This window comes from Caballeronia calidae, from assembly GCF_900044055.2.
Taxonomy (GTDB): domain Bacteria; phylum Pseudomonadota; class Gammaproteobacteria; order Burkholderiales; family Burkholderiaceae; genus Caballeronia; species Caballeronia calidae.
On sequence record NZ_FCOX02000025.1, the window covers coordinates 20895 to 41097 of the forward strand.

The window sequence follows — 20203 nt, forward strand, 5'->3', positions numbered from 1 at the left end:
CGGAATGGTTCGTCGTATCTGCGGACCGGGCGTGTCCGTCTACCTGGAGAGCCTCATGCGCAAACTCATCGTTTCCGTCTTCGTCAGCCTGGACGGTGTCGTTCAATCCCCCGGCGGACCTGCGGAAGATCCCGGCGGCGAGTTCCGGCTCGGCGGCTGGATCGTTCCTTATGGCGACGAAGCCATCGGGCAACATCTGCACGACCTGCTCTCACACCCGTTCGAGTTGCTGCTCGGGCGCCGCACCTACGACATATTCGCGCCGTACTGGCCGCGCGTGCCGGCCGATTCGGGCAGCCGCGCGATCGCCGATCTTTTCAACAGCGTGCCCAAGCACGTGGCCACGCATCGGCCCGATGAACTCGACTGGCAGAACAGTCATGCGCTGGAGGGCGATCCCGTCGACGCGATACGCACGCTGCTCCGGCAGGAAGGCGCCGATCTGCTGACATTCGGAAGCGGCAACCTCGTGCGCCAACTGCTCGCAGCCGGCCTGATCGACGAGCTTCGGCTTCTGATCTACCCCGTCCTGCTCGGGCGCGGCAAGCGCCTGTTCGGCGAGGACGCGCTGCCGTCCGCCTTCACGCTGGCGCACTCGGCCGGCACGCCGGGCGGCGTGCTGATCACGCGCTACATCCGCGACGGCGAAGTGCGCACCGGATCGTTCGATCAAGCTGATTAGCCCCGCGCCTCCCCCAGTTCGAAGGCGAGCAATACGAACATCGCCTCGTGCCCCGGAACACCCCCTTCGGGCGCGATGATCGCTGCACGTCACGGGGAAGCGCGAACCGGCCGGGGGCCGCATGGAACAGACGATCGAGGCGACATTCAAGGGTTACCTGCTGACGGGGCTCGCCGTACCCGACGGCTCGATGTTCGCCGCCATGCTCATCGTGCGGCTGCCGAACGGCGACCAGCTGGCGAGCGGCGTCCTGAAGCGATTCGCCAATGCATGCGACGCGAAACAGTTCGCCGTCGAGTACGGGTTCAACCAGATCGAACAGTTCGAGACGATGCGCAGCGCGCAGCGGGAGCCGGTGCGCTAGCCGCCCGGCTATTGGCTTGCGCCAGCCGCACTCGATGCCGGACCGCCTCCGGCCTCGGCAGGGCTCGATGCGCCTCCGCCCGGACTGCCGTGACCGCCAAGACTGGAAGTCGCGTTGTCGCCACTCTTCGAACAGGCGGACAACGCCGTCACGGCGATGAGCAGCGCCGCCGCCAGCGCGCGATTCCGAAACAGGTTCATCACGGTTCTCCGTTATGACGAATGCCCCCACGCGCCGCGATAAACATCGCGAAGGCTCGCGCGTGCTCCGGTCTTGCCGAGCAGGTCTGGGCGCTCGGCAGAGCGCACGGCGAAGATGTCTGCGCGATCAGCGGCGAACGCATCCGGCGAGGCGACCTCGTCTTCCGGCCGCGAAAGACGAAGCCGCCCGCGATCCACGAATCTTCCGTGATCGCCGCGCATCACATTCTCGATGCGCCGGTTTCAGATTGAACCGTGGACAGGAACGGGCCCCGGGCGGTTATTTTCCCGTCGCGCCGCTCTTCTCCTCGGCCATACGCTCGGACTCGCTGCGCGCAGTGTCGGCATCGGCGTCCGCTGTCTGGCCGCTTGAATCCTCCTCTTCGATCGACGTTATCGCGCGCTGCCAGAATTCCTCGGCGCGTCCCTCGGGACTGCCGTCGCGCTCCCACATCTCGTATGCACGACGACGGATGCGGTCCTGCTCTCTCTGATCGTCCATGACTCCCTCCGTGTTATGCGACGACGTCGCTGTCGATTCGCCTGGCGCTTGCCCGCTCACCCGCCCAGCAACCGTCATGCCGCGGGCGCTCCCGACCGGTCCGAGTTGGAAGGAATGGGGATTACGTTCGCGCGTGCTTCCCGCAACGCGCGACGTCACTTGTGATGGCGGTGCAACTCACGTCCCGCGCACACCACCAGGAACACGCCGGCAAGCAACGCCGCCACGGCAGCCGATCTGTCCCATCGGCTTTCGGAGAAAGACGGATCGCCTGACCACCATAGCGCGGCACCGGCAACCGTCAGCAGTATGCCGAGCGCCAGTCCCCAAACCGGCCCCGCCGTGGACGACTTCAGTCTGTGAGCCATTTTCATTTTCGTGACCCCGCAAACCTGCATTGACGCTGAAGCAGCACGATTTTCGATGCGCAGCGGCATCGCCGGTGACGCTAGTCCGGCAGCGGCGCACTTCTGTGATCGATCTCGGCCATGCCGTACGCGAGGGCGTAGCGCTCGGCGCCGATGGCGCTCGCGAACTTGCCGAGCGTGCCGCTCGCCCTTCGGGTTCCGGACGGATCGCACACGATGAGCATGGCCGAGTACATCTCGCCATCTACGATCGCCATTGCTGTCAGCCGATAACCCTTGTAGGTGACATCGCGTGTGTGACTCATCTCTCCCGTGTGCGCTTTGCACTTGTTGCCACGCTGTAGTCATTGTCCGCATTCGAAATCGCGTTATGAAGCGTCGCGATCGAAACTTCCATGTACGTATAGCGTGGCTTTCGGCTACCCTGAAGCGATGACGGGAAAGGCGCGGCCGTCGCCGCTGTCATGGATGGATTCGGCCGCGAGAAGCACGCGCCGCGCCGCGCAGGCGCACTATGTCCGTATGGGCGCGCCTCGTCATCGACAACACGCGGTTTCGTTTCGCATGACCAAAGCGCTGCGGGCGGGCTTGCGCTCGAGGCCGGACAACGGCTGGAAATGGCGCGGTCCCGAAGCGGCGCGAGGCACAGTGTATGCTTGCGCGGCCTTTACTCTGCGCCACGCTCAAAAGTGGAAAGCACAAGAAACGGATTCCGATAATGCGAGGCGACGAACAGCACGACGACTTCTCGATTCCCGACGACTGGTGCCGCCGGTGGGTCAACTCCGTCCGCGACTATGCGGTGATCGGCCTGTCTCCCGAGGGCATCATCGAAACCTGGAACGTGGGCGCGATCGAGATCCACGGCTTCCAGGCCGACGAAGTCATCGGCCGCTCCTTCGACCTGTTTCACGCGCCGGAAGATCGCGAAAGGGGCAGCGCCGCCGCCCTGCTCGCCGCCGCGCGGCGCGCGGGGCGCGTCGAATCGGAAGGCTGGCGCATTCGCAAGAACGGCTCGCGCTTCTGGGCGAACGTCGTCATCACCGCGCTCACCGACAGCGAGGGCCACCTGCTCGGCTTCGGCAAGATCGTCCGCGACATGACCGACAAGCGCGTCGCGCACGAGGCTGTCGTCGAAAGCGAGCAGCGCTTCCGCATGCTCGTGAACGGCGTGACGGATTACGCGATCTTCATGTTGTCGCCGCAAGGCATCGTCACGAACTGGAACGCGGGCGCCCGCCGCATCAAAGGCTATCGCTCGGACGAAATCATCGGCTCGCATTTTTCGCGTTTCTATACGCCGGAGGATGCGGCGTCCGGCCTGCCTCAACGCGGTCTCGCGATCGCCGCCAGGGAAGGGCGGTTCGAAGCGGAAGGCTGGCGCGTGCGCAAGGACGGCAAGCGATTCTGGGCGCACGTCGTGATCGACGCTATCCGCGACGACGCCGGCACGCTCGTCGGCTTCGCCAAGATCACGCGCGACATCACCGAGCGCATGGAAGCCAGCCGCGTGCTGGAAGAGACCCGCAAGGCCCTCTTTCAGTCGCAGAAGATGGAAGCCGTCGGCAAACTGACGGGCGGCGTCGCCCACGATTTCAACAACGTGCTTCAGGTTCTGCGCGGCAATCTCGAACTCCTCGACACGCGGCATCACCGCGATGCGTGGACCCGGGATCGCATCACGAAAGCGATCGAGGCCGTGGAACGCGGCTCGAAGCTCGCGTCGCAACTGCTGGCCTTCGGCCGCCAGCAGCCGTTGCAGCCCGTGATCATCAACCTGGCCGCGGCCCTGCGCGGCATGGACGATCTGCTGCGGCGCGCGCTCGGCGAAACCGTCCGGGTCGAGACGGTGGTGGCGGGCGGGCTGTGGAACACGTCCGTCGATATCCATCAGCTCGAGAACGTCATCCTGAATCTCGCCATCAACGCGAGGGATGCGATGCCGCAAGGCGGCAAGCTGACCATGGAGTTGTCGAACGCCATGCTCGACGACGAGTACGTCGCGTCCGAGCTCGAAGTCACCGCGGGGCAATACGTGCTGCTCGCCGTGACGGATACGGGAACGGGCATGGCGCAGGACGTGCTGGAGCGCGCGTTCGACCCGTTCTTCTCCACGAAGACGGAAGGTCAGGGCACGGGCCTCGGGCTGAGCATGGCATACGGCTTCGTGAAGCAGACCGGCGGCCATATCAAGATCTATAGCGAGGTCGGCCACGGCACGTCCGTGAAGATCTATCTGCCCCGCTCCACCGGTCAGGCGGTCGAGCCGCCGCCGCGTGCGCGCGCCGCTCCGGTCAAAGGCGGAAGCGAAACGATCCTCGTCGTCGAGGACGATCCCAAGGTGCAGTCGACCGCCGTCGATACGTTGACGGCGCTGGGCTATCGCGTGCTCAAGGCCGACGATGCGCAGCAGGCGCTGACGGTGCTGCGCAGCGGCATCGACGTCGATCTGCTGTTCTCCGATGTGGTCATGCCCGGACCGGTCAGCAGCACCGACATGGCGGCGCAGGCCACGCGTCTCTTGCCGTGCATGAAAGTGTTGTTCACGTCGGGCTATACGCAGAACGCGATCGTCCACGGCGGCAGGCTCGATCCGGGCGTCGAATTGCTGAGCAAGCCCTATGGCCGGGACCAGCTCGCCCACAAGATACGGCAGATGCTCGACGGCGCGAAAAAATCCGCGGACGGCAACGGTTCCGCACAGCCGAAAGCGGCAGCGACCGAAGGGCGAGCGCTGCGCGTGCTGCTCGTCGATGACGACGCCAATCTTTGCGAGGCCATCAACGCGCAGTTGAGCCTGCTCGGCCACGCACCGACATCGATGACATCGCCGCACGGTGCACTGGACCGGCTGGAGAAAGAGCCGTTCGACGTGCTGATGACCGACCTCAGCATGCCCGCGATGGATGGCATCGAACTGGCGCGGCAGGCCGCCCGGCATCGGCCTTCGATATGCGTCGTGTTCGCGTCGGGCTATGAGATGCCGGCGTTGCCGTCGCTGACGTTCCGTTGGGCGGCGCTGCGCAAGCCGTTCACGTTCGAAGAGCTGGGTGCGGTGCTCAGAGGCTTCATGGATTGAGAGCGTCTGATGGCGCGAGATAGCGCGCATGTTCGGGCACGGGCACGAGGACTGCTGGCACGACCAAGCGGCTGCGCCCACGCGCATAACAGAGCCGCTACTCCAACGAGAGGCCTCCATGCTACGCGCCGCAATCTTCGATATCGATGGCACTCTGGTCGATTCCGTCGACCTGCACGCGCTGGCGTGGCACGAAGCGTTCGCGCACTTCGGCCACGACGTGAGTGTCGAGCAGGCGCGCAGTCAGATCGGCAAGGGCGGAGACAAGCTGCTGCCGGTCTTTCTCTCGGAGGAGCAGCTTCGCGATCACGGCGAGCAGCTCGAAAAGTGGCGTGGCCAGCACTTCAAGGCGAACTATCTGCCACTGGTGCGGCCTTTCTCGGCCGTGCCGGATTTGCTCAAGAAACTGCGGGCGCAGGGCATCGAGCTCGCCGTTGGATCATCGGCGAAAAAAGATGAGCTGGAGGTGTACCTCGATATCGCCGGCATCGCCGATCTGCTCGACGTCAAAGTTTCATCGGAAGACGTGGAGCGCTCCAAGCCGGACCCCGACGTCTTCGAAGCGGCGCTGCAAGAGCTGAAGGTGGAGGCCGACGCCGCGATCGTCATCGGCGATTCGCCGTATGACGCTCAGGCAGCGAAACGAGCGGGCTTGCGCGCCATCGGCCTTCTTTCGGGCGCGTTCCCCGAGGCGGCGCTGAGAGAAGCAGGGTGCATAGCCGTGTATCCCGGACCGGCTGCGCTGCTCGCGAATCTCGACACATCGCCGCTCACACGCTGAGTCTTCCCTTTCCCGCACGTAAGCGCTCGCTGAATCGCGTATATCGTTAGCGAAAATCGTGCGTTCCGGTACGCACGCCCGCTGGCTATGATGTTCCATCCGACGGCTCACGCCGTTCACTTTGCCGGAGCATCGACTTGTCCCGAACTGAATCATCGCGCCGCCCGCTCGTGGTCGGAATTGGCGGCACGACGCGGCCCGCATCATCGACAGAACGCGCGTTGGCCCTCGCGCTGAAAGGCGCCCAGGATTCCGGTGCGCGCGTGCAGCTGTTCGGTGGCGCGTTCCTCCACAGCCTTCCGCATTACGCGCCCGAGTCGCGCGAACTGACCGACGAACAGCACGAGCTCATCGAAGCGGTGCGCGCGGCGGACGCGCTCATCATCGCGACGCCCGGTTATCACGGCGGCATCTCGGGGCTCGTGAAAAACGCGCTCGATACGCTCGAAGAACTGCGGCTCGATGACCGTCCGTATCTCGATGGCCGCGCGGTCGGCAGCATCGTCACGGCTTACGGCTGGCAGGCGGCGGGCACGGTGCTGACGTCGCTGCGCTCGATCGTGCATGCGCTGCGCGGCTGGCCGACGCCGTTCGGCGCCGCGGTCAACACGCTGGAGACGCGCTTCGATAGCGTCGATACCTGTTCGGACCCGAAGGTCGTCGAGCAGCTTCGCACGGTCGGGCAGCAGGCGTCGAGCTTCGCGCTTGCGTTCGGCGCGCATCGGCCGGATGCGTGGCATGCGGTCGAAAAACGCGTGGCCGTGGCGCAGGGCTAACGACGACGACATCGCTCATGGTTCGCTCGGTGCGGGGAATCGCGCCATCGCGCGCTTCCCCGATGAATCGATGCTTCGAATCCAGGCCGCGCTGAGATCGGCCCCACAACCAGGCAGCGTCATCGTGAACGCACGCTCGGGCCTCGATTCGCCTCAAAACACCCGCCCTTCCGTGAGATGCGTCGTCGCGCCATTCAGCGCGTAATCGCCGACCACGCGCGCCTTGTGCAGCAGCGGATTGTGACTGAAGATCGTGCGCAGATTGCGCCAGTGACGATCGAAGTTATGCGCGCGCGATGTCGCCGATGCGCCGCCCGCCTCGAACATGCGCTCCGCCGCGCTCAATGCGAGCCTGCTGACGACGATCTGCGTGCGCGCGGTCGCGAGCGCGCCTTCGAGCACGAAAGCGTCGGCGTTCGCATCGCCGTTGCGGATCGCTTGCGATGAGCGCTCGAGCACGCGCGCGCTGTCGCGCACGAGCGCATCGATCGCATGACTGTTCGCCGTCAACTCGCCGACCACCTGCTGAATGAACGCATCCTCGCGCGCGGACGGCGCCGTGCTGTGCAGCACCGGACGGCCATGCTTCAGCACGTAACGCTGCGCATCCGATACGACATTGCGCACGATGCCCCCCGCCACCGCCACCAGATGCAACTGACGCAGCGCGCCGCCGTGACGACCCGCGAGCGACGTCTGCACGCGCGGCGTGACTTCGTCTGCGTGCACGATGAGTTCATCGAATTCGAGACTGCCGCTCGCCGTCATGCGCTGGCCCATGCCGTCCCAGTCGTCGAGCACGCGCAAGCCTTCCCGCTGAACCGGCACGATCGCGATGGCCGCTTCGCCGTGTTCGTCCTGCACGTTAAGGCGCGCATAGTCGGAGAACGCGGTGCCCGTCGCGTAGAACTTGCGGCCCGTGAGACGGAAGTGATCGCCGTCGCGCCGTAGCTGCGTAGTGATTTCGCCGGGACGCGACGTGCCCGCTTCCGTCGATGCGCCGCCGAAAATCGCACCTTCGGCCACGCGCCGGATCTGCAATTCGTTGAACGGCGTGCGCGGCGAAAGCAGCAGCGCTTCGGTCTGATCGAAGTGCGCGCGCAGCGCATGCGCGACATTGCTTTCGTGCGCGGCGAGCGTCGCGACCACGTTGAAGACGTCTTCGAGCGAGCCGCCGAGTCCGCCCCATTCGAGCGGAAAGCGCAGCTTGCCCAGACCCGACTGACGAAAGAGCGCGAACGCATCGAACGGCAGTTCGCGGCGTGTCTCGCGCGTGGCTGCGTCTTCGCCGATGGCCTTTGCCAGGTCGGGCAAGGCGGCAAGCGCGGCTTCGAGTTTCTGATTCCTGTTCGACATGTGATGTGAAAGTCCTGTTATGAGGCGCCGCAGCGCTCACGATAAAACGGCATCGCGCGCACCGGAACGAATGCTTGCGCATATGGAAAACACGGCGCGTTGAAAAGCATGTGACATCGCGTGCAATGGCATTCGAGAAAAGCTAAGCATAAAAAACCGTTTGTCATGGCGGCACCTGACGCCCTCTAATTGCAAGCTCCGTCTCGCAAGCCGCACACATGCGGGCGCTTATCTTTCCCTCGTCGATGAAGCACTTCTTATGCACGCCTCACACGGAACTGACATGGCCGACCTGACCTCCTCTCCAACCCGCTATGTCGCTTCGAGAGAAGCCGCAGCCGGTCTGTCGAAGGCCGCGCTCTATCGATGGCTATCGTGGATCATCCCCGCTCTGGTCGTTCTGCTCTGGGAAGCCGCCGCGCGCATCGGGTTGATCGCGCCTCAGGTGCTTCCCGCGCCGAGCCGCGTCATCGAAACGGCCTTCGACATGGCCCGCACCGGCGATCTCTTCGTGCACCTCGGCGTGTCGCTGCTGCGCGCGGCCGCGGGCTTCGTCATCGGCGGAACGCTCGGGCTCGTGCTCGGCATCGTGGTCGGCTTCTCGCCGCTCGCGCAGGCGCTGCTCGACCGCTCGATCCAGATGGTGCGCGCCGTGCCCTTTCTCGCGATGCTGCCGCTCGTGATCGTCTGGTTCGGTGTGGGCGAAATCGCGAAGGTCTTTCTGGTTTCGCTCGCCGTGCTGTTCCCGCTCTATATCAACACGATGCTCGGCATTCGACAGATCGACCCGAAGCTGATGGAGCTGGCCAAGGTCGTCGGCCTCGACTGGCCCGCGATCGTGCGGCGAATCATTCTGCCCGGCGCGATGCCTTCGATCCTCACCGGCGTGCGCTATGCCCTCGCCCATGCGTGGCTCGCGCTCGTGATCGCCGAAACGCTCGCCACGACCCGGGGCATCGGCTTCCTCGCGATGGATGCGCGCGAATTCCTCAACACGAACGTCATCCTTCTGACCATGATCGTCTACGCGATCATCGGCGTGGCGGCGGATGTGCTGGTGCGCGTGCTCGAAGCGCGTTTCCTTTCCTGGCACGCGAACTACGCAAAGGGAGCGCAACGATGAGCACGACCCGCTCCTTCGATTCGAACGCCGCACTCGCGGTATCCGTGCGCGGCCTCAGACGGCGTTACGGCAACCGCGTCGTCATCGATGCGCTGGATCTCGATATCCGCAAAGGCGAGTTCGTCGCGCTGCTGGGCGAAAGCGGATGCGGCAAGACCACGCTGTTGCGCGCGCTCGCCGGACTCGATCTTCCCGACGCCGGCACGATTCGCGCGCCCGAGCGTGCGTCCGTCGTGTTCCAGGAGCATCGTCTGCTGCCCTGGGCCGCGCTATGGGAGAACGTCGCGCTCGGCCATGAAGCGACGGTCGGCCGCGAAGGCGCATCCCGCGCGCTCGCCGAAGTCGGACTCGCCGGACGCGAGGACGACTGGCCGCGCAATCTCTCCGGCGGTCAGGCGCAACGCGTGGCGCTGGCGCGCGCCCTCGTGCGCGATCCGGCGCTGCTGCTGCTCGACGAACCATTCGCCGCGCTCGACGCGCTCACCCGCATCAAGATGCACGGGCTCGTCAAGGAGCTGGTCGCGCTGCATCAGCCGGGCGTGCTGATCGTCACGCATGACGTCGATGAAGCGCTCACGCTCGCCGACAGGATTCTCGTCATGCGCGCCGGACGGATCGCCGCTTCCTTCCAACCGAAAAACCACACGCCGCAAACACTGCGGCCCATTCTGCTCGACGAGCTGGGCGTCCGGTCTCCCGAAACTCACTGAGACCGCACGCATCGACGCTCGCACAACGACAAGGAACCACACGCATGACCGATTCATCATTGAGCCGCCGCCAACTGTTGCGTGCGGCGGGCGGCCTGCTGGCCGGCGCCGCGGCCGGCAGCCTGTTTCCCGCTGCGGCGCGCGCCGCCGAACCGCCGCGCAAGCTGACGCGCAACACGGATATCGTCCGCATCGGATGGGGTTACGGCAGCCTGCCGGATATCGCGAAGCAACGCGGCGTGTTCGAGAAAACGCTCGCCGCCAAGGGCATCAAGGTCGAATGGATCGGCCCGTTTCCGAATCATGCGCCGTCGATTCAGGCAGTGGTCGGCGGCAGCGCCGACTTCGGCTTCTGGGGATCGACGACGCCCGCGCTGGCCGCGATGCTCGCCGGCTCGCCCATCGTCTTCAATGCGTTCGATGTCTATTCGCCGCGCTCCACGTCCATCATCGTGAAGAAGTCGAGCGGCATCGATTCCGTCGCGGATCTCGCGGGCCGCAAGGTGGCCGTCAATCGTTCGGGGCTCGGCGAGTTTCTGCTCATCGCGGCGCTGGAGAAGCATCGCGTCGACCGGGACAAGGTTCAGTTCGTCTATCTGAATCCTCCCGATGCCGCGCCCGCGTTCGCGCAAGGCAAGGTCGACGCGTGGTCGATGTGGTCGCCGGGCGTGGACATCGCGCGCTTTTCGAACGATGCGAAGAACGTCTTCAACGAAGGCCGTGACCTCGATTTCCTGATCGACTACAGCTCGCTCGTGACGCGCCGCAAGTTCACCGAAGAGAACTCGGAACTGATTCGCGCGGTGATCGACGCGTATTACGTCGAAGGCGCGTGGCAATCGTCGCATTCCGCCGAAGCCGAGCAGCTCGTGCAGCGGGAAGGCAAATATCCAGATCAGGTGCGCGATTATCTGGCGAGCCTCAAGCGCGTGAATCAGTTCCACGAAGCCGACGACGCCGCCTTCCTCGCGCAGTTCCAGCGCGCGGCCGACTGGCTCGCGGAGCGCAAGATCATCAATTCGCGCATCAAGGTCGCGGATTACAGCATCAAGGTTTGATGACGAGGCAAGCGCATGACTGACACGAACACGATCAAACCGGGCGGGCCGCAACTGGTCTCGCCGCTGTCCGCGTCGCTCGGCTTCGCGGACATCATCGCCGATATCGCCGCGACCGCCGCTGCGCGGGAACGGGAACATCGCCTGCCGCATGAAGAGATCGCAAGCCTCAAGGCGCGCGGCTTCGGCGCGCTTCGTCTGCCCGCCGATGCGGGCGGGCACGGGGTATCGTTGAGCGAACTGTTCGTCGTGGCACGCGATATCGCGGCGGCGGATTCGAATATCGCCCACGCGTTTCGCAACCACTTATGGCAAGTCGAAGCGGCGCTGAGACGGCGCGATCATCCTTTCCACACTCATGTTCTCGAACTGACCGCGAAGAAAAAGACAGTCGGGCTGAGTTTCACGGAAACCGGCGCGCTGCCGGCGGGCGCGCGCCCGGATAAAGTGCTGACCCGGCTCGAATGGGATGAGATCCGGCAAGCGTATGTCGGCTCCGGCGACAAGGTCTATGCGACGGGCAATCTGTACAACGATGCGTTCATCGGCGTCGCGGTGGAAAGCCGCGCGGGACGCACGGTGCAATATGTGCTGGAACGAGGCGAAGGCGTGAGCAACCACGATGACTGGCAGGGCTTCGGCCAGCGCCTCACGGGTTCGGGCACGGCGAAGTTCCGCGATGTCACCGTGCCGCCCGCGCATGTCTATCCGGCCGATCCGCCGCGCACCGACGAAGCGGCGCCGTGGGGCTTCACTTTTCATCAGGTCTATCTGACCAGCTCCATCGCGGGCATCGCGCGGCGCGTGGCACTGGATGCCGTCGAGGTGCTTCGCGCACGAGGACGGAACTTCTATCACGGCGAAGCCGCTCATCCCGTCGATGAGCCCGTGTTGCAGGCATTGCTCGGACGCATCCGCGCTTACTCGTCCAGTATCGAAGCGACCGCCGACCGCGCCGTCGCCGCATTGCAGCGCGTATGGGACACCTACGGCACGAGCGATGAATACGACACCACGCTGGCCGCCACGTTCGCGGCGGCGGAGGCCAAGGTCGTCATCGACGATCTCGCGCCGCAGATCGCGAACTGGCTCATCGATCTCGGCTCGGGCTCGGTCGTCTCGCGCGTGGGCGCGCTGGACCGGCACTGGCGCAACATCAAGGTGATCGCGTCGCATAATCCGCGGCTCTACAAGGAGCGCCTGCTCGGGCGGAACGCGCTGAGCGGAGCGCTTCCGCCCACGGGCGCGTTCTTCTGACTCGCTTCGCGCGCCGCAAGGCGCGCGAAACGATCACGCGGACAGCAGACGGCGCACGCGCGGCGCGACCTCTTCCGCGAAGAGGCGCATATCGGCTTCGAACGGCTGAAACTGCAGCATGAAGAGCTCGATGCCCGCCCGATGAAAGTCCGCGATGCGTCGCGCGACGGTATCGTAATCGCCGACGAGCCCCGCCGCCGTGCCGCCGTTCGACCCGACGCGCGCCGATCGCGCGAAGGTCTGATGCATCACCGCGTTCGGATCGGTATTGGCCTTCTGCCGTTCGCGCAGCGGCTTGTCGAGTTCGGCCAGCGCGAAGAGCTGTTCGAGATGCGCGTCGGCCTCTGCCTGCGTCGCGCGCGCGATCACGAAGGCCGACAGCCCGAAGCGCAACGCGTCCTGCCCGGCGGGGCGCGCACGCGCGGAGACATCGGCGATCAGGCGCTCGACGTCCTCGGGCGGCTGTCCGTTGATGAACCATACGTCGCCGTGCGCCGCCACCAGCGCGCGCGCCGGCTCCGACTCGCCGCCGACATAGATGCGCGGACGCGAACGAAACGGATCGCCGGGCCGCAACTGATAACCGTCGATGCGGAAGTGATCGCCGCGATGATTCACGGTCTCGCCGCGCAGCAGCTTGTCGACGACCGTGATCCATTCGCGGCCATAGGCATAGCGTTCGTCGTGCTCCGCGAAACCGATGCCCGCGCGTTCGAGCTCCGGGCGATTCCACGCGTTCACGAGGTTGATCGCGAAGCGCCCGCCGCTGATGTGCTCGATCTGCTGCGCCATCTTCGCGAGCACGACCGGATGATAGAGATAAGGCTTGATCGCCGCGATGATCTCGATGCGCGAGGTAAGCGCCGCGAGCGCGGCCGATGCGGTCCACGCTTCGAGCTGATCGAGCGCGGGATCGTGCGGATTGATCGTATGCTGGGCGACGAGCACCGAGTCGTAACCGAGGCGCTCGGCTTCGAGCACGAGCGCCTTGTTGCGTGCCCATGAAGCATCGTAGGGTTCTGCAGGGTCCTGCAGTGCGGCGCGGCTGCCGTGCACGAGCGCCCAGACGCCGAAGCGTGGAAGTTTGGATGACATCGCTATGAAACGCGGATAGGCGGTGATGGAGGGATGTCCATGCTAACGCCGCGTGTGCGCATGACCATCCAATTTCTATCGATATGCAAGTGCCGGAAACGCATTAAGACGCGCGTCGCATGAGGTCTCTTCGTACCCGCCACGAAGGCATCGAATCGGGCTATGGTTAACTTTCGCGAGCGCGAACTTCACTATCAGGAGACAACGCAATGAACGACAGCCGGGAATCCGCATGGGCCGAAGCGCTCGACGCGATACTGCGCGAATGGGCGCAAACCGCCGCGGCCCGCGACAAGGCGGGCGGCACCGCGTTCCATGAGCGCCGCCTGTTGCGCGAGAGCGGCCTGCTGCGATTGTCCGTGCCCGTCGAATATGGCGGCGAAGGCGCACCCTGGTCGACGACGCTCGATGTCGTGCGCCGCATGGCGCAGGTCGACAGCTCGCTTGCGCATCTGTTCGCGTTCCATCATCTGCAACTAGCGACGGTGCGCCTCTTCGGCAGCGACACGCAGATTCGTCATTGGTTGAGCGAGACCATCGCGCAGGGCTGGTTCTGGGGCAACGCGCTCAATCCGCTCGACAAGAGCACGCGCGCGCTGTCCGACGCCTCCGGCGGCTATTGCTTCGATGGCCGAAAGAGCTTCTGCTCCGGCGCGCGCGATTCGGACTACATGCTCGCCTCCGCTTTCGACGACGAAGGCAAGCTCCTGATCGCCGCCACGCCGACGAATCGCGAAGGCATCACCGTGCTCGACGACTGGGACAACATGGGGCAGCGTCAGACCGACAGCGGCACGGTGGTGTTCGAGCGCGTGCACATCGCGGCCGATGAACTGCTGAACGATCCCGGCCCGCTTTCGAGTCCCTACGCCTGCCTGCGGCCGCTGCTCGCGCAGGTGATCCTGAGCCATATCTATCTGGGCATCGGCGAAGGCGCATTGCAGGCGGCGCGCGAGTCGACGCTCGCACAGACCCGGCCGTGGATCGCATCGCAGGCGGCGCGACCCAGCGAAGATCCCTACGTGCTCGCGCATTACGGCGACTTCTGGGTCGCGCTGGAAGGCGCGAAGCTGCTCGTGGAACGCGCGATGCAGGCCTTCGATCGTGCATGGTCGCGCGGGCTCGCGCTCAGCGAAAGCGAACGCGGCGAAGTGGCCGTGGCGGTGGCCACGTCGAAAGTCGCGGCGGCGCGCGCGGGGCTGGACGTCGCGCATCGCATGTTCGATGTGACGGGCGCGCGCTCGACCACCGCGGCGCTGCGGCTCGACCGCTTCTGGCGCAACGTGCGCGTGCATACGCTGCACGATCCGCTCGATTACAAGGTGCGCGAACTCGGCGACTGGGCGCTCAACGGGCGCATGCCGAAGCCGTCGTTCTATTCGTGAGCGCGAGACCGGGCGCGACTAAAACGGACTGATGCCCGACATGCCGCCGTCGACCGCGAGGTCGGCGCCGGTCATATAGCGGGAAGCATCGGAGGCGAGGAAAAGAATCGCGGACGCGATTTCCGCCGGCTCGGCGGGCCGCTTCATCGGTATCACATTCGACCATTGCAGCAGTTGCGCTTCGGATATGCCCAAGGTGTCGAAGATCGGCGTATTCGCCACGCCCGGTGAAATGCTGTTGACGCGTATGCCGGACTCGACGAATTCCGCCGCGAAACTCTTTGCCAGCGAAACCACCGCCGCCTTCGACGCGCAGTAGGCCGAGAAATTTTTAGTGCCCTGATTCGCCGCCAGCGACGCAACGAGAATGATCGATGCAGGGCGCGCGAGAAACGGCAGCGCTTCGCGCACCGTCGCATACACGCCGCCGACGTTGATGCCGAGCACATCGGAGAACTGTTCCAGCGATGTCTCGCGCACCGGCGTTTGCCGCGAAACACCCGCGTTCGCGACCACCACATTCACGTCGCGCTGAAAGTGGCCAACGGCGGTCTCATAGAGCCGTCGCATGTCGCCGGGACTTGCGGCATCCGCGATGACAGGCAATGCATGCTCGCCGAGCTTCTCCGCGGCACGTTGCAGCTTTTGAGCATCACGCCCGCTGATCGCCACGCGCGCGCCTTCGGATACGAATCGCTCGGCGGCGGCCAGGCCTATGCCGCTGCTGCCGCCTGTCACCACTGCGAGCATGTCCTTCAGCAGCATCGCGTCATCTCCGCACGTTGACGACCAAGGCGCGGCCGGGGCGGATCGCGCGCGTCGAATGGCCTGTGCCCTGCAGATCGCCCGCGATGAAAATGGCGCCTGCCGCGAAACGTTGCGCGGCGTCATCGCCTTGCACGGTGATTTCGAGTTCCCCTTCGAGCACGACCACGTATTGTCGCGATGGCGGGTTATGCCAGCCGAGGAAGTAGTCGCCGTCGAACTCATGCATGAGCACACTTTCACAGGGCTGCGGCGGCGACAACGACACAGCGACGCCATTGAAAACGATCGGACTCGCTTCGAACTCGTGGAGGGTCCTGAACTGCGAGTGTCCGTCGGGGCCGGCGTAAATCTCGATGCATTCCATCGTTTCTCCTTGTGCCGCTCGACGGATAACCGGAAGCGGTCCGGCAATGCGCAGACGATTCCTCGATATCCAGAATGGTTTTCTCACGGAATCGAAGTCTAGGCGGCGGGCAGGCAAAGTCAAAGGCCGCGGATCATCGAATCTTCCGGGTCCGCTCGGGTTGACCGAAAAGTAGAAGGAGGCGTCCGGACGGGGGTGCCGTATCGACGTCGATTTCTGCCGCGCACTTGCCGCCGCCGCGCTCGTCGATCCAGGCAAGGTCGCTTTCGTTCCGCTCGAGACCGCCGCGCGGTTTCCGGCGCTCAGGACCGGCCGTATCGACGCGACCTCTACACGCGCGGCGGTCTATGTGATCGCGCTGACCTGCGCCGTGCGATGAACGCATCGCGACTGCGCCAGCCGGTCAGCCTCTTGCGCAAGCTCACGCCCTGTCGAGCTCGATGTTGCGCGGCTGATCGCTCGACGCCAGCGCGCCCTCATGCAGATACGCCAGCAGCATATCGGCATGCAGGGCGGATATCGACGCCTGTTGCTGCGGCTGCGCATAGTTTCGTCCCAGGAACGCGTCCAGCGTGAAGCGGTTGGATACGACGTAGTACCCGAGGCCGACGAGCGTCACGTAGAAATCGAGCGGATCGATGCCTGCACGAAACTGCCCTGCCGCCACACCGCGCTCGAGCGTCACGCGCAGAAGATCGACCACCGGGGAGATCGTCGCGCGCAATCCGCTCGAACGCTCCAGATACCGCCCCTTGTGCAGGTTTTCGTTATTGATGAGACTCAGCCATTGCGGGTTGTCCCAGAAGTATGCCCATATCGACTGCGCCAGCTTGCGGATGGCATCGGTCGGATCGAGGCCCGACAGATCGAGACGCGCTTCCCGCTCTCCGAACTGCGCGTACATCGATTCGAGCACCGCGACGTACAACCCTTCCTTGCTCGTGAAGTAGTAGTAGAGCATCCGCTCGTTCGTGCCCGCCGCATTGGCGATGGCATCGACACGCGCTCCCGCGAGACCGAATTGCGTGAACTGCTGTGTCGCAGCCTCGAGAATACGCCGCCGCGTACCCTCCGGGTCTCGTCTTACTCGTTGCTCGTTCATATCAGCCGCCTCATAAACGATGAACTTCAGTTAACGGACCGACCGCTTTGCAGCACTTCCTCGTCAACGAAGAGGGGCCGCAGTTCAGGGCCGAGCGACTTCAACATCTGCACGGCGAGTGCGCTCGTAAAGTCGTAGCGCGCCGCATACGGCTCGCGCACGTAGGCGGTGAGCGTGCCGAAGAAGCGATCACCGATCACGAAGACGAACGTCGCGGTCCTGCTTACCTTACGCGATTCGATGAGACGCCGCCCGCGCGCGTACACATTGAAGCGCTGGTCGCCGGTGCCCGTCTTACCGGACACGTCGAGCGCACGGCCATCGGATAACGCAATGCCGGCGGCGAGGCGCTGCGCGGTGCCGCCTTCGACGACATCGCGCAGGAGCCGCTGAACGATCGTCGCGATCTCGGGCGCGAGCAAGGGCTTCGCCTGCGCGCCGACGTGCACGAAGTGCGTCTCGTACGGCGTGTCCTTCGCGAATTCGAGTGTCGCGATGCGCTGCGTGGCAAGCCCGCTGCCGCCGTTCTCGACGATGCCGACGAGTTGCGCGAGCGCCTCCGGCCGGTCGCCCGATGCGCCGATCGCCGCCGCATACGAAGGCGTGACCGACGAGAACGGATAGCCGAGCGCACGCCACGACTTCGCGATCTCGGCATACGCCTGCAGCTCGACCATGCGCTTGATACGTCTGTCCTGCGTCCCGCGATAGCGTGTCTTGAAGAGCCACGAATAAGCGGTGGCGCGCGCATCGCGGCTCGCGTCCTGCACGTCGTCGAGCGTCGCGAGCGGATGCTCCCGCAGATATTTCATCGTCCACAATTCGAGCGGATGCACGCGCGCGATATACCCGCGATCGTTGAGGTTGAACTTGTCGATGCCGTATTTCGCATGGAACTTCGCGAGGTCCTCGTCCGTGAGCGATGCCGCCGGCGTGCCGCGCAACGCCGCGCGCATCCGGGTATCGAACCATGACTGCGATTCATCGGGCGCGACGCTTCTCAGCACCGTCGCGATCCGCTGCGGCGACTTGCGCACGTCGCGCAACAGCAGAGCGAGCGCCTCGTCCGGGGTCTTCGACCGGTACTTCGCGTAGAAGCGGCTCATGTACACGCGGCTCTCGGCATCGGCGAAGCGGGTCAGATACGCGTGGCGCACCGCAGGATCATCGAGCCAGCCGGACGACGGCCCGGCCGCCTTGACCATTTCGTAGTGGACGATATCGCGCATCAGGCGCACGAACACCAGATTCACCGAATGCTGAAAAGCGCGCTCCACGGTGAGCACGCGCGCGTTATCGGTCGCCTCGAAGTTATTGAAGGTCTGGGCGCCGCCGCCCGTGTAGAAGGTCTCGCCGGGGCTTGCGGAGTACTTGCGTTCGACGGCGGCATCGAACATCGCGGTCAGCGATCTATCGGACGTTTTGGCGAGGTAGTCGAGCGCCCAGCGCGTGAGCGCATCCTGACCGTCGGGCGTCACGGCGCGCAACTGCGCCGGGGTCATCGCACCATAACGCTCGTGCAGTTCCGCGACGATCTGCAAATAGGTGACGACGGTGCGCAGTTTCGCTGTCGAGCCGAGATTGAGCCGGCCGCTGCGGCTGATGTCGAACGGTTCATTGAGGCTGTCGGTCTGCACGCGCACGAGGTTGACGCCGCCGCTGCGCTCCATGAGCGTGAAGCTGTACGAGATCTTCGACGGATCGTCCTGCGGCCGCAGCATGTGATAACCGATGATCCCTGCATCGCGCGCGCCGTCGCGCGTGGCCACGCTCGCGAGCCGGTCGCTCACGGCCTGCTGCACCGCGTTATCGAGCGTCGCCTTGACGGTCAGGTCCAGGCGATCGAGATCGTAAAGGCTCGCTACGCCGAGCGTCGCGAGCAGGTTCGTGCGCAGCGCCGTCACGCCCTTGCGCGTGACGAAGGACACCGCCTCGCGCCGATGCGGCGTCGCGTTCAGTTCGAGCCGCACGGCAAGGGCCGCGTCGCGCAAAGCCGGTGCGATGATCCCGTTCGCGCCGAGCAGGCGCAGGTAACTGTCGGTCAGGCGCGCGAGGTCCGCATTGCCCGCACGCAGAAAACGCGATGGCGCGCGCTGCGCGATCATCAGCGAGAGCGCCTGCTTGAACGCGAGCGCTTGCTCATCGAGCGTTTCCGCCGAAATCGGCGCGTTCAGAATGCGGTTGTATTCGTCGAAGTCGCGCCCGTACCACGCGGCCATGCCATCGGGAAGCCCGCTGATTTCGCCGATTCCAGGCCGCGCCGCGAGCGGCACCGAGTTCAGATAGCGCACGACGAGCTGGCGGCGTCCCGGCATGGTCTGCGGGCCGTCGAGATAGGCGCGCACCGACGCCGATGCGATCTGGCGAAGCTTCTCCGGCGCCGACGCGGTGCGTCCGCCCGACGAGTGGCGAAACTTTTCGATCTGCGTCGCGAGCGTGCTGCCGCCCGGCTGCGGCGCATGCCTGTCGAAGATCCGCACGCCCTGATCGAAAACCGCACGACCGAACCGTCCCCAGTCGATCGCCGGGTTGCGGTTGGGTTCGCGTTCGTCGAGCAGATTGCGGTCTTCGATGAAGAGAAGCGCACTGACGATGACAGGCGGAATGGAATCGAAATCGTCGTAGACGAGGCCGGGGCTCGATGCGCTGAAAAGCGTCGTGCCGCGGGCATCGAGCAGCGTGAGCCCGGCGCGGTCCTTTTCGTCATAAGGAAGGAAGAGGCCCTTGTCGGCCATCGCCAGCATGGCTGCGGAACCGCGCGCCTGCGCGGTGACGGCGAACCCGCGCGCGGTGAGCCGCTCCTCGAACGACGGCAGCGATGCATAGCCGAGCCGCACGTCATAAGGGCCCGCCGCCGGATAACGGATGCTGGCGCTCGGGCCGTCGTCGAGCGAAAACCCGATCTCGCGCCCGAGCTCCGACAGATAGCGCGCCTGTCGCTGCGAGGTCCGCATTTCGGTCTGCGTCATCTGCGCGGCGACGACGCAGATAAGCACACACGCGATGGCGAAGAGCCATGCGGTCCAACGCCTTGCGGGCGCAGCGCGCGACGCGCCCAAGAGTTGTTCTTCCAGCGGCCCGCTCATGACGCGTTCTCCCGATGCGCCCGACGGCTGAATTCGGCTCCAATTAGTTTAGTTCAGGAAAGCTACCGGAATGCAACAATCAGCGCTTCGTTCTTTCCGCTTCGAAGAAAGATTGCGGCGGAAATCGAGTGCGGGACAGACGCAACT

Annotated in this window: 21 protein-coding genes; 11 read left to right on the plus strand and 10 right to left on the minus strand. The window is 65.0% G+C overall.

The window, feature by feature from the left end; all coding sequences use genetic code 11:
• The first annotated feature begins 55 nt into the window (after nt 1-55).
• Both AWB78_RS21900 and AWB78_RS21905 read left to right on the plus strand, forming a co-directional pair.
• Nucleotides 56-682, plus strand: coding sequence for a dihydrofolate reductase family protein (locus tag AWB78_RS21900; RefSeq protein WP_062608167.1), 627 nt, complete (start codon nt 56-58; stop codon nt 680-682).
• Nucleotides 683-803: 121 nt separating this feature from the next.
• The gene (locus AWB78_RS21905; RefSeq protein WP_062608039.1) at nt 804-1046 is read left to right on the plus strand and encodes a hypothetical protein; all 243 of its coding nucleotides are present in this window, start codon (nt 804-806) and stop codon (nt 1044-1046) included.
• Between the two features lie 8 nt (nt 1047-1054).
• On the opposite strand, the gene AWB78_RS21910 is transcribed toward AWB78_RS21905, so the two are convergent.
• Nucleotides 1055-1246, minus strand: a complete 192-nt coding sequence (locus tag AWB78_RS21910) for a hypothetical protein (RefSeq protein ID WP_062608041.1) — start codon at nt 1244-1246, stop codon at nt 1055-1057.
• A gap of 21 nt (nt 1247-1267) precedes the next feature.
• On the opposite strand from AWB78_RS21910, the gene AWB78_RS49765 reads away from it, so the two are divergent.
• Nucleotides 1268-1498, plus strand: a complete 231-nt coding sequence (locus AWB78_RS49765) for a DUF3331 domain-containing protein (RefSeq protein ID WP_062608043.1) — start codon at nt 1268-1270, stop codon at nt 1496-1498.
• Between the two features lie 28 nt (nt 1499-1526).
• Here the strand turns inward: AWB78_RS49765 and AWB78_RS21920 are convergent, their stop codons facing one another.
• The 3 genes from AWB78_RS21920 to AWB78_RS46670 all read right to left on the minus strand — a co-directional run bounded on the left by AWB78_RS21920 (nt 1527) and on the right by AWB78_RS46670 (nt 2421).
• Nucleotides 1527-1748: a DUF2934 domain-containing protein gene (locus tag AWB78_RS21920; protein ID WP_062608045.1), complete on the minus strand. Its 222-nt coding sequence runs from the start codon at nt 1746-1748 to the stop codon at nt 1527-1529.
• A 155-nt stretch (nt 1749-1903) separates the two neighbouring features.
• Nucleotides 1904-2116: a hypothetical protein gene (locus AWB78_RS21925; RefSeq protein WP_232477788.1), complete on the minus strand. Its 213-nt coding sequence runs from the start codon at nt 2114-2116 to the stop codon at nt 1904-1906.
• Nucleotides 2117-2196: 80 nt separating this feature from the next.
• Complete coding sequence (locus AWB78_RS46670; RefSeq protein WP_157697591.1) at nt 2197-2421, minus strand: hypothetical protein; 225 nt, start codon at nt 2419-2421, stop codon at nt 2197-2199.
• A 413-nt stretch (nt 2422-2834) separates the two neighbouring features.
• Here AWB78_RS46670 and AWB78_RS21930 point away from each other — a divergent pair, with 413 nt between their 5' ends.
• From AWB78_RS21930 to AWB78_RS21940, 3 genes are all read left to right on the plus strand, one after another.
• Nucleotides 2835-5195, plus strand: coding sequence for a hybrid sensor histidine kinase/response regulator (locus tag AWB78_RS21930; protein WP_062608047.1), 2361 nt, complete (start codon nt 2835-2837; stop codon nt 5193-5195).
• Between the two features lie 118 nt (nt 5196-5313).
• Entirely contained in the window at nt 5314-5976 is a 663-nt protein-coding gene (locus tag AWB78_RS21935) for an HAD family hydrolase (protein ID WP_062608048.1), read from the plus strand.
• A gap of 137 nt (nt 5977-6113) precedes the next feature.
• Nucleotides 6114-6752, plus strand: coding sequence for an NADPH-dependent FMN reductase (locus AWB78_RS21940; protein ID WP_062608049.1), 639 nt, complete (start codon nt 6114-6116; stop codon nt 6750-6752).
• A gap of 153 nt (nt 6753-6905) precedes the next feature.
• Here the strand turns inward: AWB78_RS21940 and AWB78_RS21945 are convergent, their stop codons facing one another.
• A complete protein-coding gene (locus AWB78_RS21945; protein ID WP_062608051.1) occupies nt 6906-8108 on the minus strand; it encodes an acyl-CoA dehydrogenase family protein in 1203 nt (400 codons plus the stop codon).
• A 283-nt stretch (nt 8109-8391) separates the two neighbouring features.
• Between AWB78_RS21945 and AWB78_RS21950 the strand changes: the two genes are divergently transcribed.
• From AWB78_RS21950 to AWB78_RS21965, 4 genes are read left to right on the plus strand one after another with little or no spacing between them, the layout of a single operon-like run.
• A complete protein-coding gene (locus tag AWB78_RS21950; protein ID WP_062608053.1) occupies nt 8392-9231 on the plus strand; it encodes an ABC transporter permease subunit in 840 nt (279 codons plus the stop codon).
• The gene (locus AWB78_RS21955; RefSeq protein ID WP_062608055.1) at nt 9228-9941 is read left to right on the plus strand and encodes an ABC transporter ATP-binding protein; all 714 of its coding nucleotides are present in this window, start codon (nt 9228-9230) and stop codon (nt 9939-9941) included. The genes AWB78_RS21950 and AWB78_RS21955 overlap by 4 nt, the downstream gene beginning before the upstream one ends.
• A 44-nt stretch (nt 9942-9985) precedes the next feature.
• The gene (locus tag AWB78_RS21960; RefSeq protein ID WP_062608056.1) at nt 9986-10999 is read left to right on the plus strand and encodes an NrtA/SsuA/CpmA family ABC transporter substrate-binding protein; all 1014 of its coding nucleotides are present in this window, start codon (nt 9986-9988) and stop codon (nt 10997-10999) included.
• Between the two features lie 15 nt (nt 11000-11014).
• Nucleotides 11015-12256 carry an acyl-CoA dehydrogenase family protein gene (locus AWB78_RS21965; RefSeq protein WP_062608059.1) on the plus strand — a complete coding sequence of 414 codons (1242 nt, stop codon included), beginning with the start codon at nt 11015-11017 and terminating at the stop codon, nt 12254-12256.
• Nucleotides 12257-12289: 33 nt separating this feature from the next.
• Here the strand turns inward: AWB78_RS21965 and AWB78_RS21970 are convergent, their stop codons facing one another.
• Nucleotides 12290-13351 (minus strand): LLM class flavin-dependent oxidoreductase, encoded by a 1062-nt coding sequence (locus tag AWB78_RS21970; RefSeq protein ID WP_062608060.1) that lies wholly within the window; start codon nt 13349-13351, stop codon nt 12290-12292.
• Between the two features lie 209 nt (nt 13352-13560).
• Between AWB78_RS21970 and AWB78_RS21975 the strand changes: the two genes are divergently transcribed.
• Nucleotides 13561-14736, plus strand: a complete 1176-nt coding sequence (locus AWB78_RS21975) for an acyl-CoA dehydrogenase family protein (protein WP_062608062.1) — start codon at nt 13561-13563, stop codon at nt 14734-14736.
• 18 nt (nt 14737-14754) lie between these two features.
• Here the strand turns inward: AWB78_RS21975 and AWB78_RS21980 are convergent, their stop codons facing one another.
• The 4 genes from AWB78_RS21980 to AWB78_RS21995 form a co-directional block, all read right to left on the minus strand.
• Nucleotides 14755-15501, minus strand: a complete 747-nt coding sequence (locus AWB78_RS21980) for an SDR family NAD(P)-dependent oxidoreductase (protein WP_062608063.1) — start codon at nt 15499-15501, stop codon at nt 14755-14757.
• 4 nt (nt 15502-15505) lie between these two features.
• Nucleotides 15506-15868, minus strand: coding sequence for a cupin domain-containing protein (locus tag AWB78_RS21985; protein WP_062608065.1), 363 nt, complete (start codon nt 15866-15868; stop codon nt 15506-15508).
• Nucleotides 15869-16289: 421 nt separating this feature from the next.
• Nucleotides 16290-16970 (minus strand): TetR/AcrR family transcriptional regulator, encoded by a 681-nt coding sequence (locus tag AWB78_RS21990; RefSeq protein WP_062608067.1) that lies wholly within the window; start codon nt 16968-16970, stop codon nt 16290-16292.
• A 26-nt stretch (nt 16971-16996) separates the two neighbouring features.
• Nucleotides 16997-20056, minus strand: coding sequence for a transglycosylase domain-containing protein (locus tag AWB78_RS21995; protein WP_062608069.1), 3060 nt, complete (start codon nt 20054-20056; stop codon nt 16997-16999).
• Nucleotides 20057-20203: the final 147 nt, after the last annotated feature.

What these genes read in the sequence shown, in the direction of transcription:
- AWB78_RS21900 (WP_062608167.1), top strand. Translation starts at nt 56, where the DNA reads ATGCGCAAACTCATCGTTTCCGTCTTCGTCAGCCTGGACGGTGTCGTT.
- AWB78_RS21905 (WP_062608039.1), top strand. Translation starts at nt 804, where the DNA reads ATGGAACAGACGATCGAGGCGACATTCAAGGGTTACCTGCTGACGGGG.
- AWB78_RS21910 (WP_062608041.1), bottom strand. Translation starts at nt 1,246, where the DNA reads ATGAACCTGTTTCGGAATCGCGCGCTGGCGGCGGCGCTGCTCATCGCC.
- AWB78_RS49765 (WP_062608043.1), top strand. Translation starts at nt 1,268, where the DNA reads ATGCCCCCACGCGCCGCGATAAACATCGCGAAGGCTCGCGCGTGCTCC.
- AWB78_RS21920 (WP_062608045.1), bottom strand. Translation starts at nt 1,748, where the DNA reads ATGGACGATCAGAGAGAGCAGGACCGCATCCGTCGTCGTGCATACGAG.
- AWB78_RS21925 (WP_232477788.1), bottom strand. Translation starts at nt 2,116, where the DNA reads ATGGCTCACAGACTGAAGTCGTCCACGGCGGGGCCGGTTTGGGGACTG.
- AWB78_RS46670 (WP_157697591.1), bottom strand. Translation starts at nt 2,421, where the DNA reads ATGAGTCACACACGCGATGTCACCTACAAGGGTTATCGGCTGACAGCA.
- AWB78_RS21930 (WP_062608047.1), top strand. Translation starts at nt 2,835, where the DNA reads ATGCGAGGCGACGAACAGCACGACGACTTCTCGATTCCCGACGACTGG.
- AWB78_RS21935 (WP_062608048.1), top strand. Translation starts at nt 5,314, where the DNA reads ATGCTACGCGCCGCAATCTTCGATATCGATGGCACTCTGGTCGATTCC.
- AWB78_RS21945 (WP_062608051.1), bottom strand. Translation starts at nt 8,108, where the DNA reads ATGTCGAACAGGAATCAGAAACTCGAAGCCGCGCTTGCCGCCTTGCCC.
- AWB78_RS21950 (WP_062608053.1), top strand. Translation starts at nt 8,392, where the DNA reads ATGGCCGACCTGACCTCCTCTCCAACCCGCTATGTCGCTTCGAGAGAA.
- AWB78_RS21955 (WP_062608055.1), top strand. Translation starts at nt 9,228, where the DNA reads ATGAGCACGACCCGCTCCTTCGATTCGAACGCCGCACTCGCGGTATCC.
- AWB78_RS21960 (WP_062608056.1), top strand. Translation starts at nt 9,986, where the DNA reads ATGACCGATTCATCATTGAGCCGCCGCCAACTGTTGCGTGCGGCGGGC.
- AWB78_RS21965 (WP_062608059.1), top strand. Translation starts at nt 11,015, where the DNA reads ATGACTGACACGAACACGATCAAACCGGGCGGGCCGCAACTGGTCTCG.
- AWB78_RS21970 (WP_062608060.1), bottom strand. Translation starts at nt 13,351, where the DNA reads ATGTCATCCAAACTTCCACGCTTCGGCGTCTGGGCGCTCGTGCACGGC.
- AWB78_RS21975 (WP_062608062.1), top strand. Translation starts at nt 13,561, where the DNA reads ATGAACGACAGCCGGGAATCCGCATGGGCCGAAGCGCTCGACGCGATA.
- AWB78_RS21980 (WP_062608063.1), bottom strand. Translation starts at nt 15,501, where the DNA reads ATGCTGCTGAAGGACATGCTCGCAGTGGTGACAGGCGGCAGCAGCGGC.
- AWB78_RS21985 (WP_062608065.1), bottom strand. Translation starts at nt 15,868, where the DNA reads ATGGAATGCATCGAGATTTACGCCGGCCCCGACGGACACTCGCAGTTC.
- AWB78_RS21990 (WP_062608067.1), bottom strand. Translation starts at nt 16,970, where the DNA reads ATGAACGAGCAACGAGTAAGACGAGACCCGGAGGGTACGCGGCGGCGT.
- AWB78_RS21995 (WP_062608069.1), bottom strand. Translation starts at nt 20,056, where the DNA reads ATGAGCGGGCCGCTGGAAGAACAACTCTTGGGCGCGTCGCGCGCTGCG.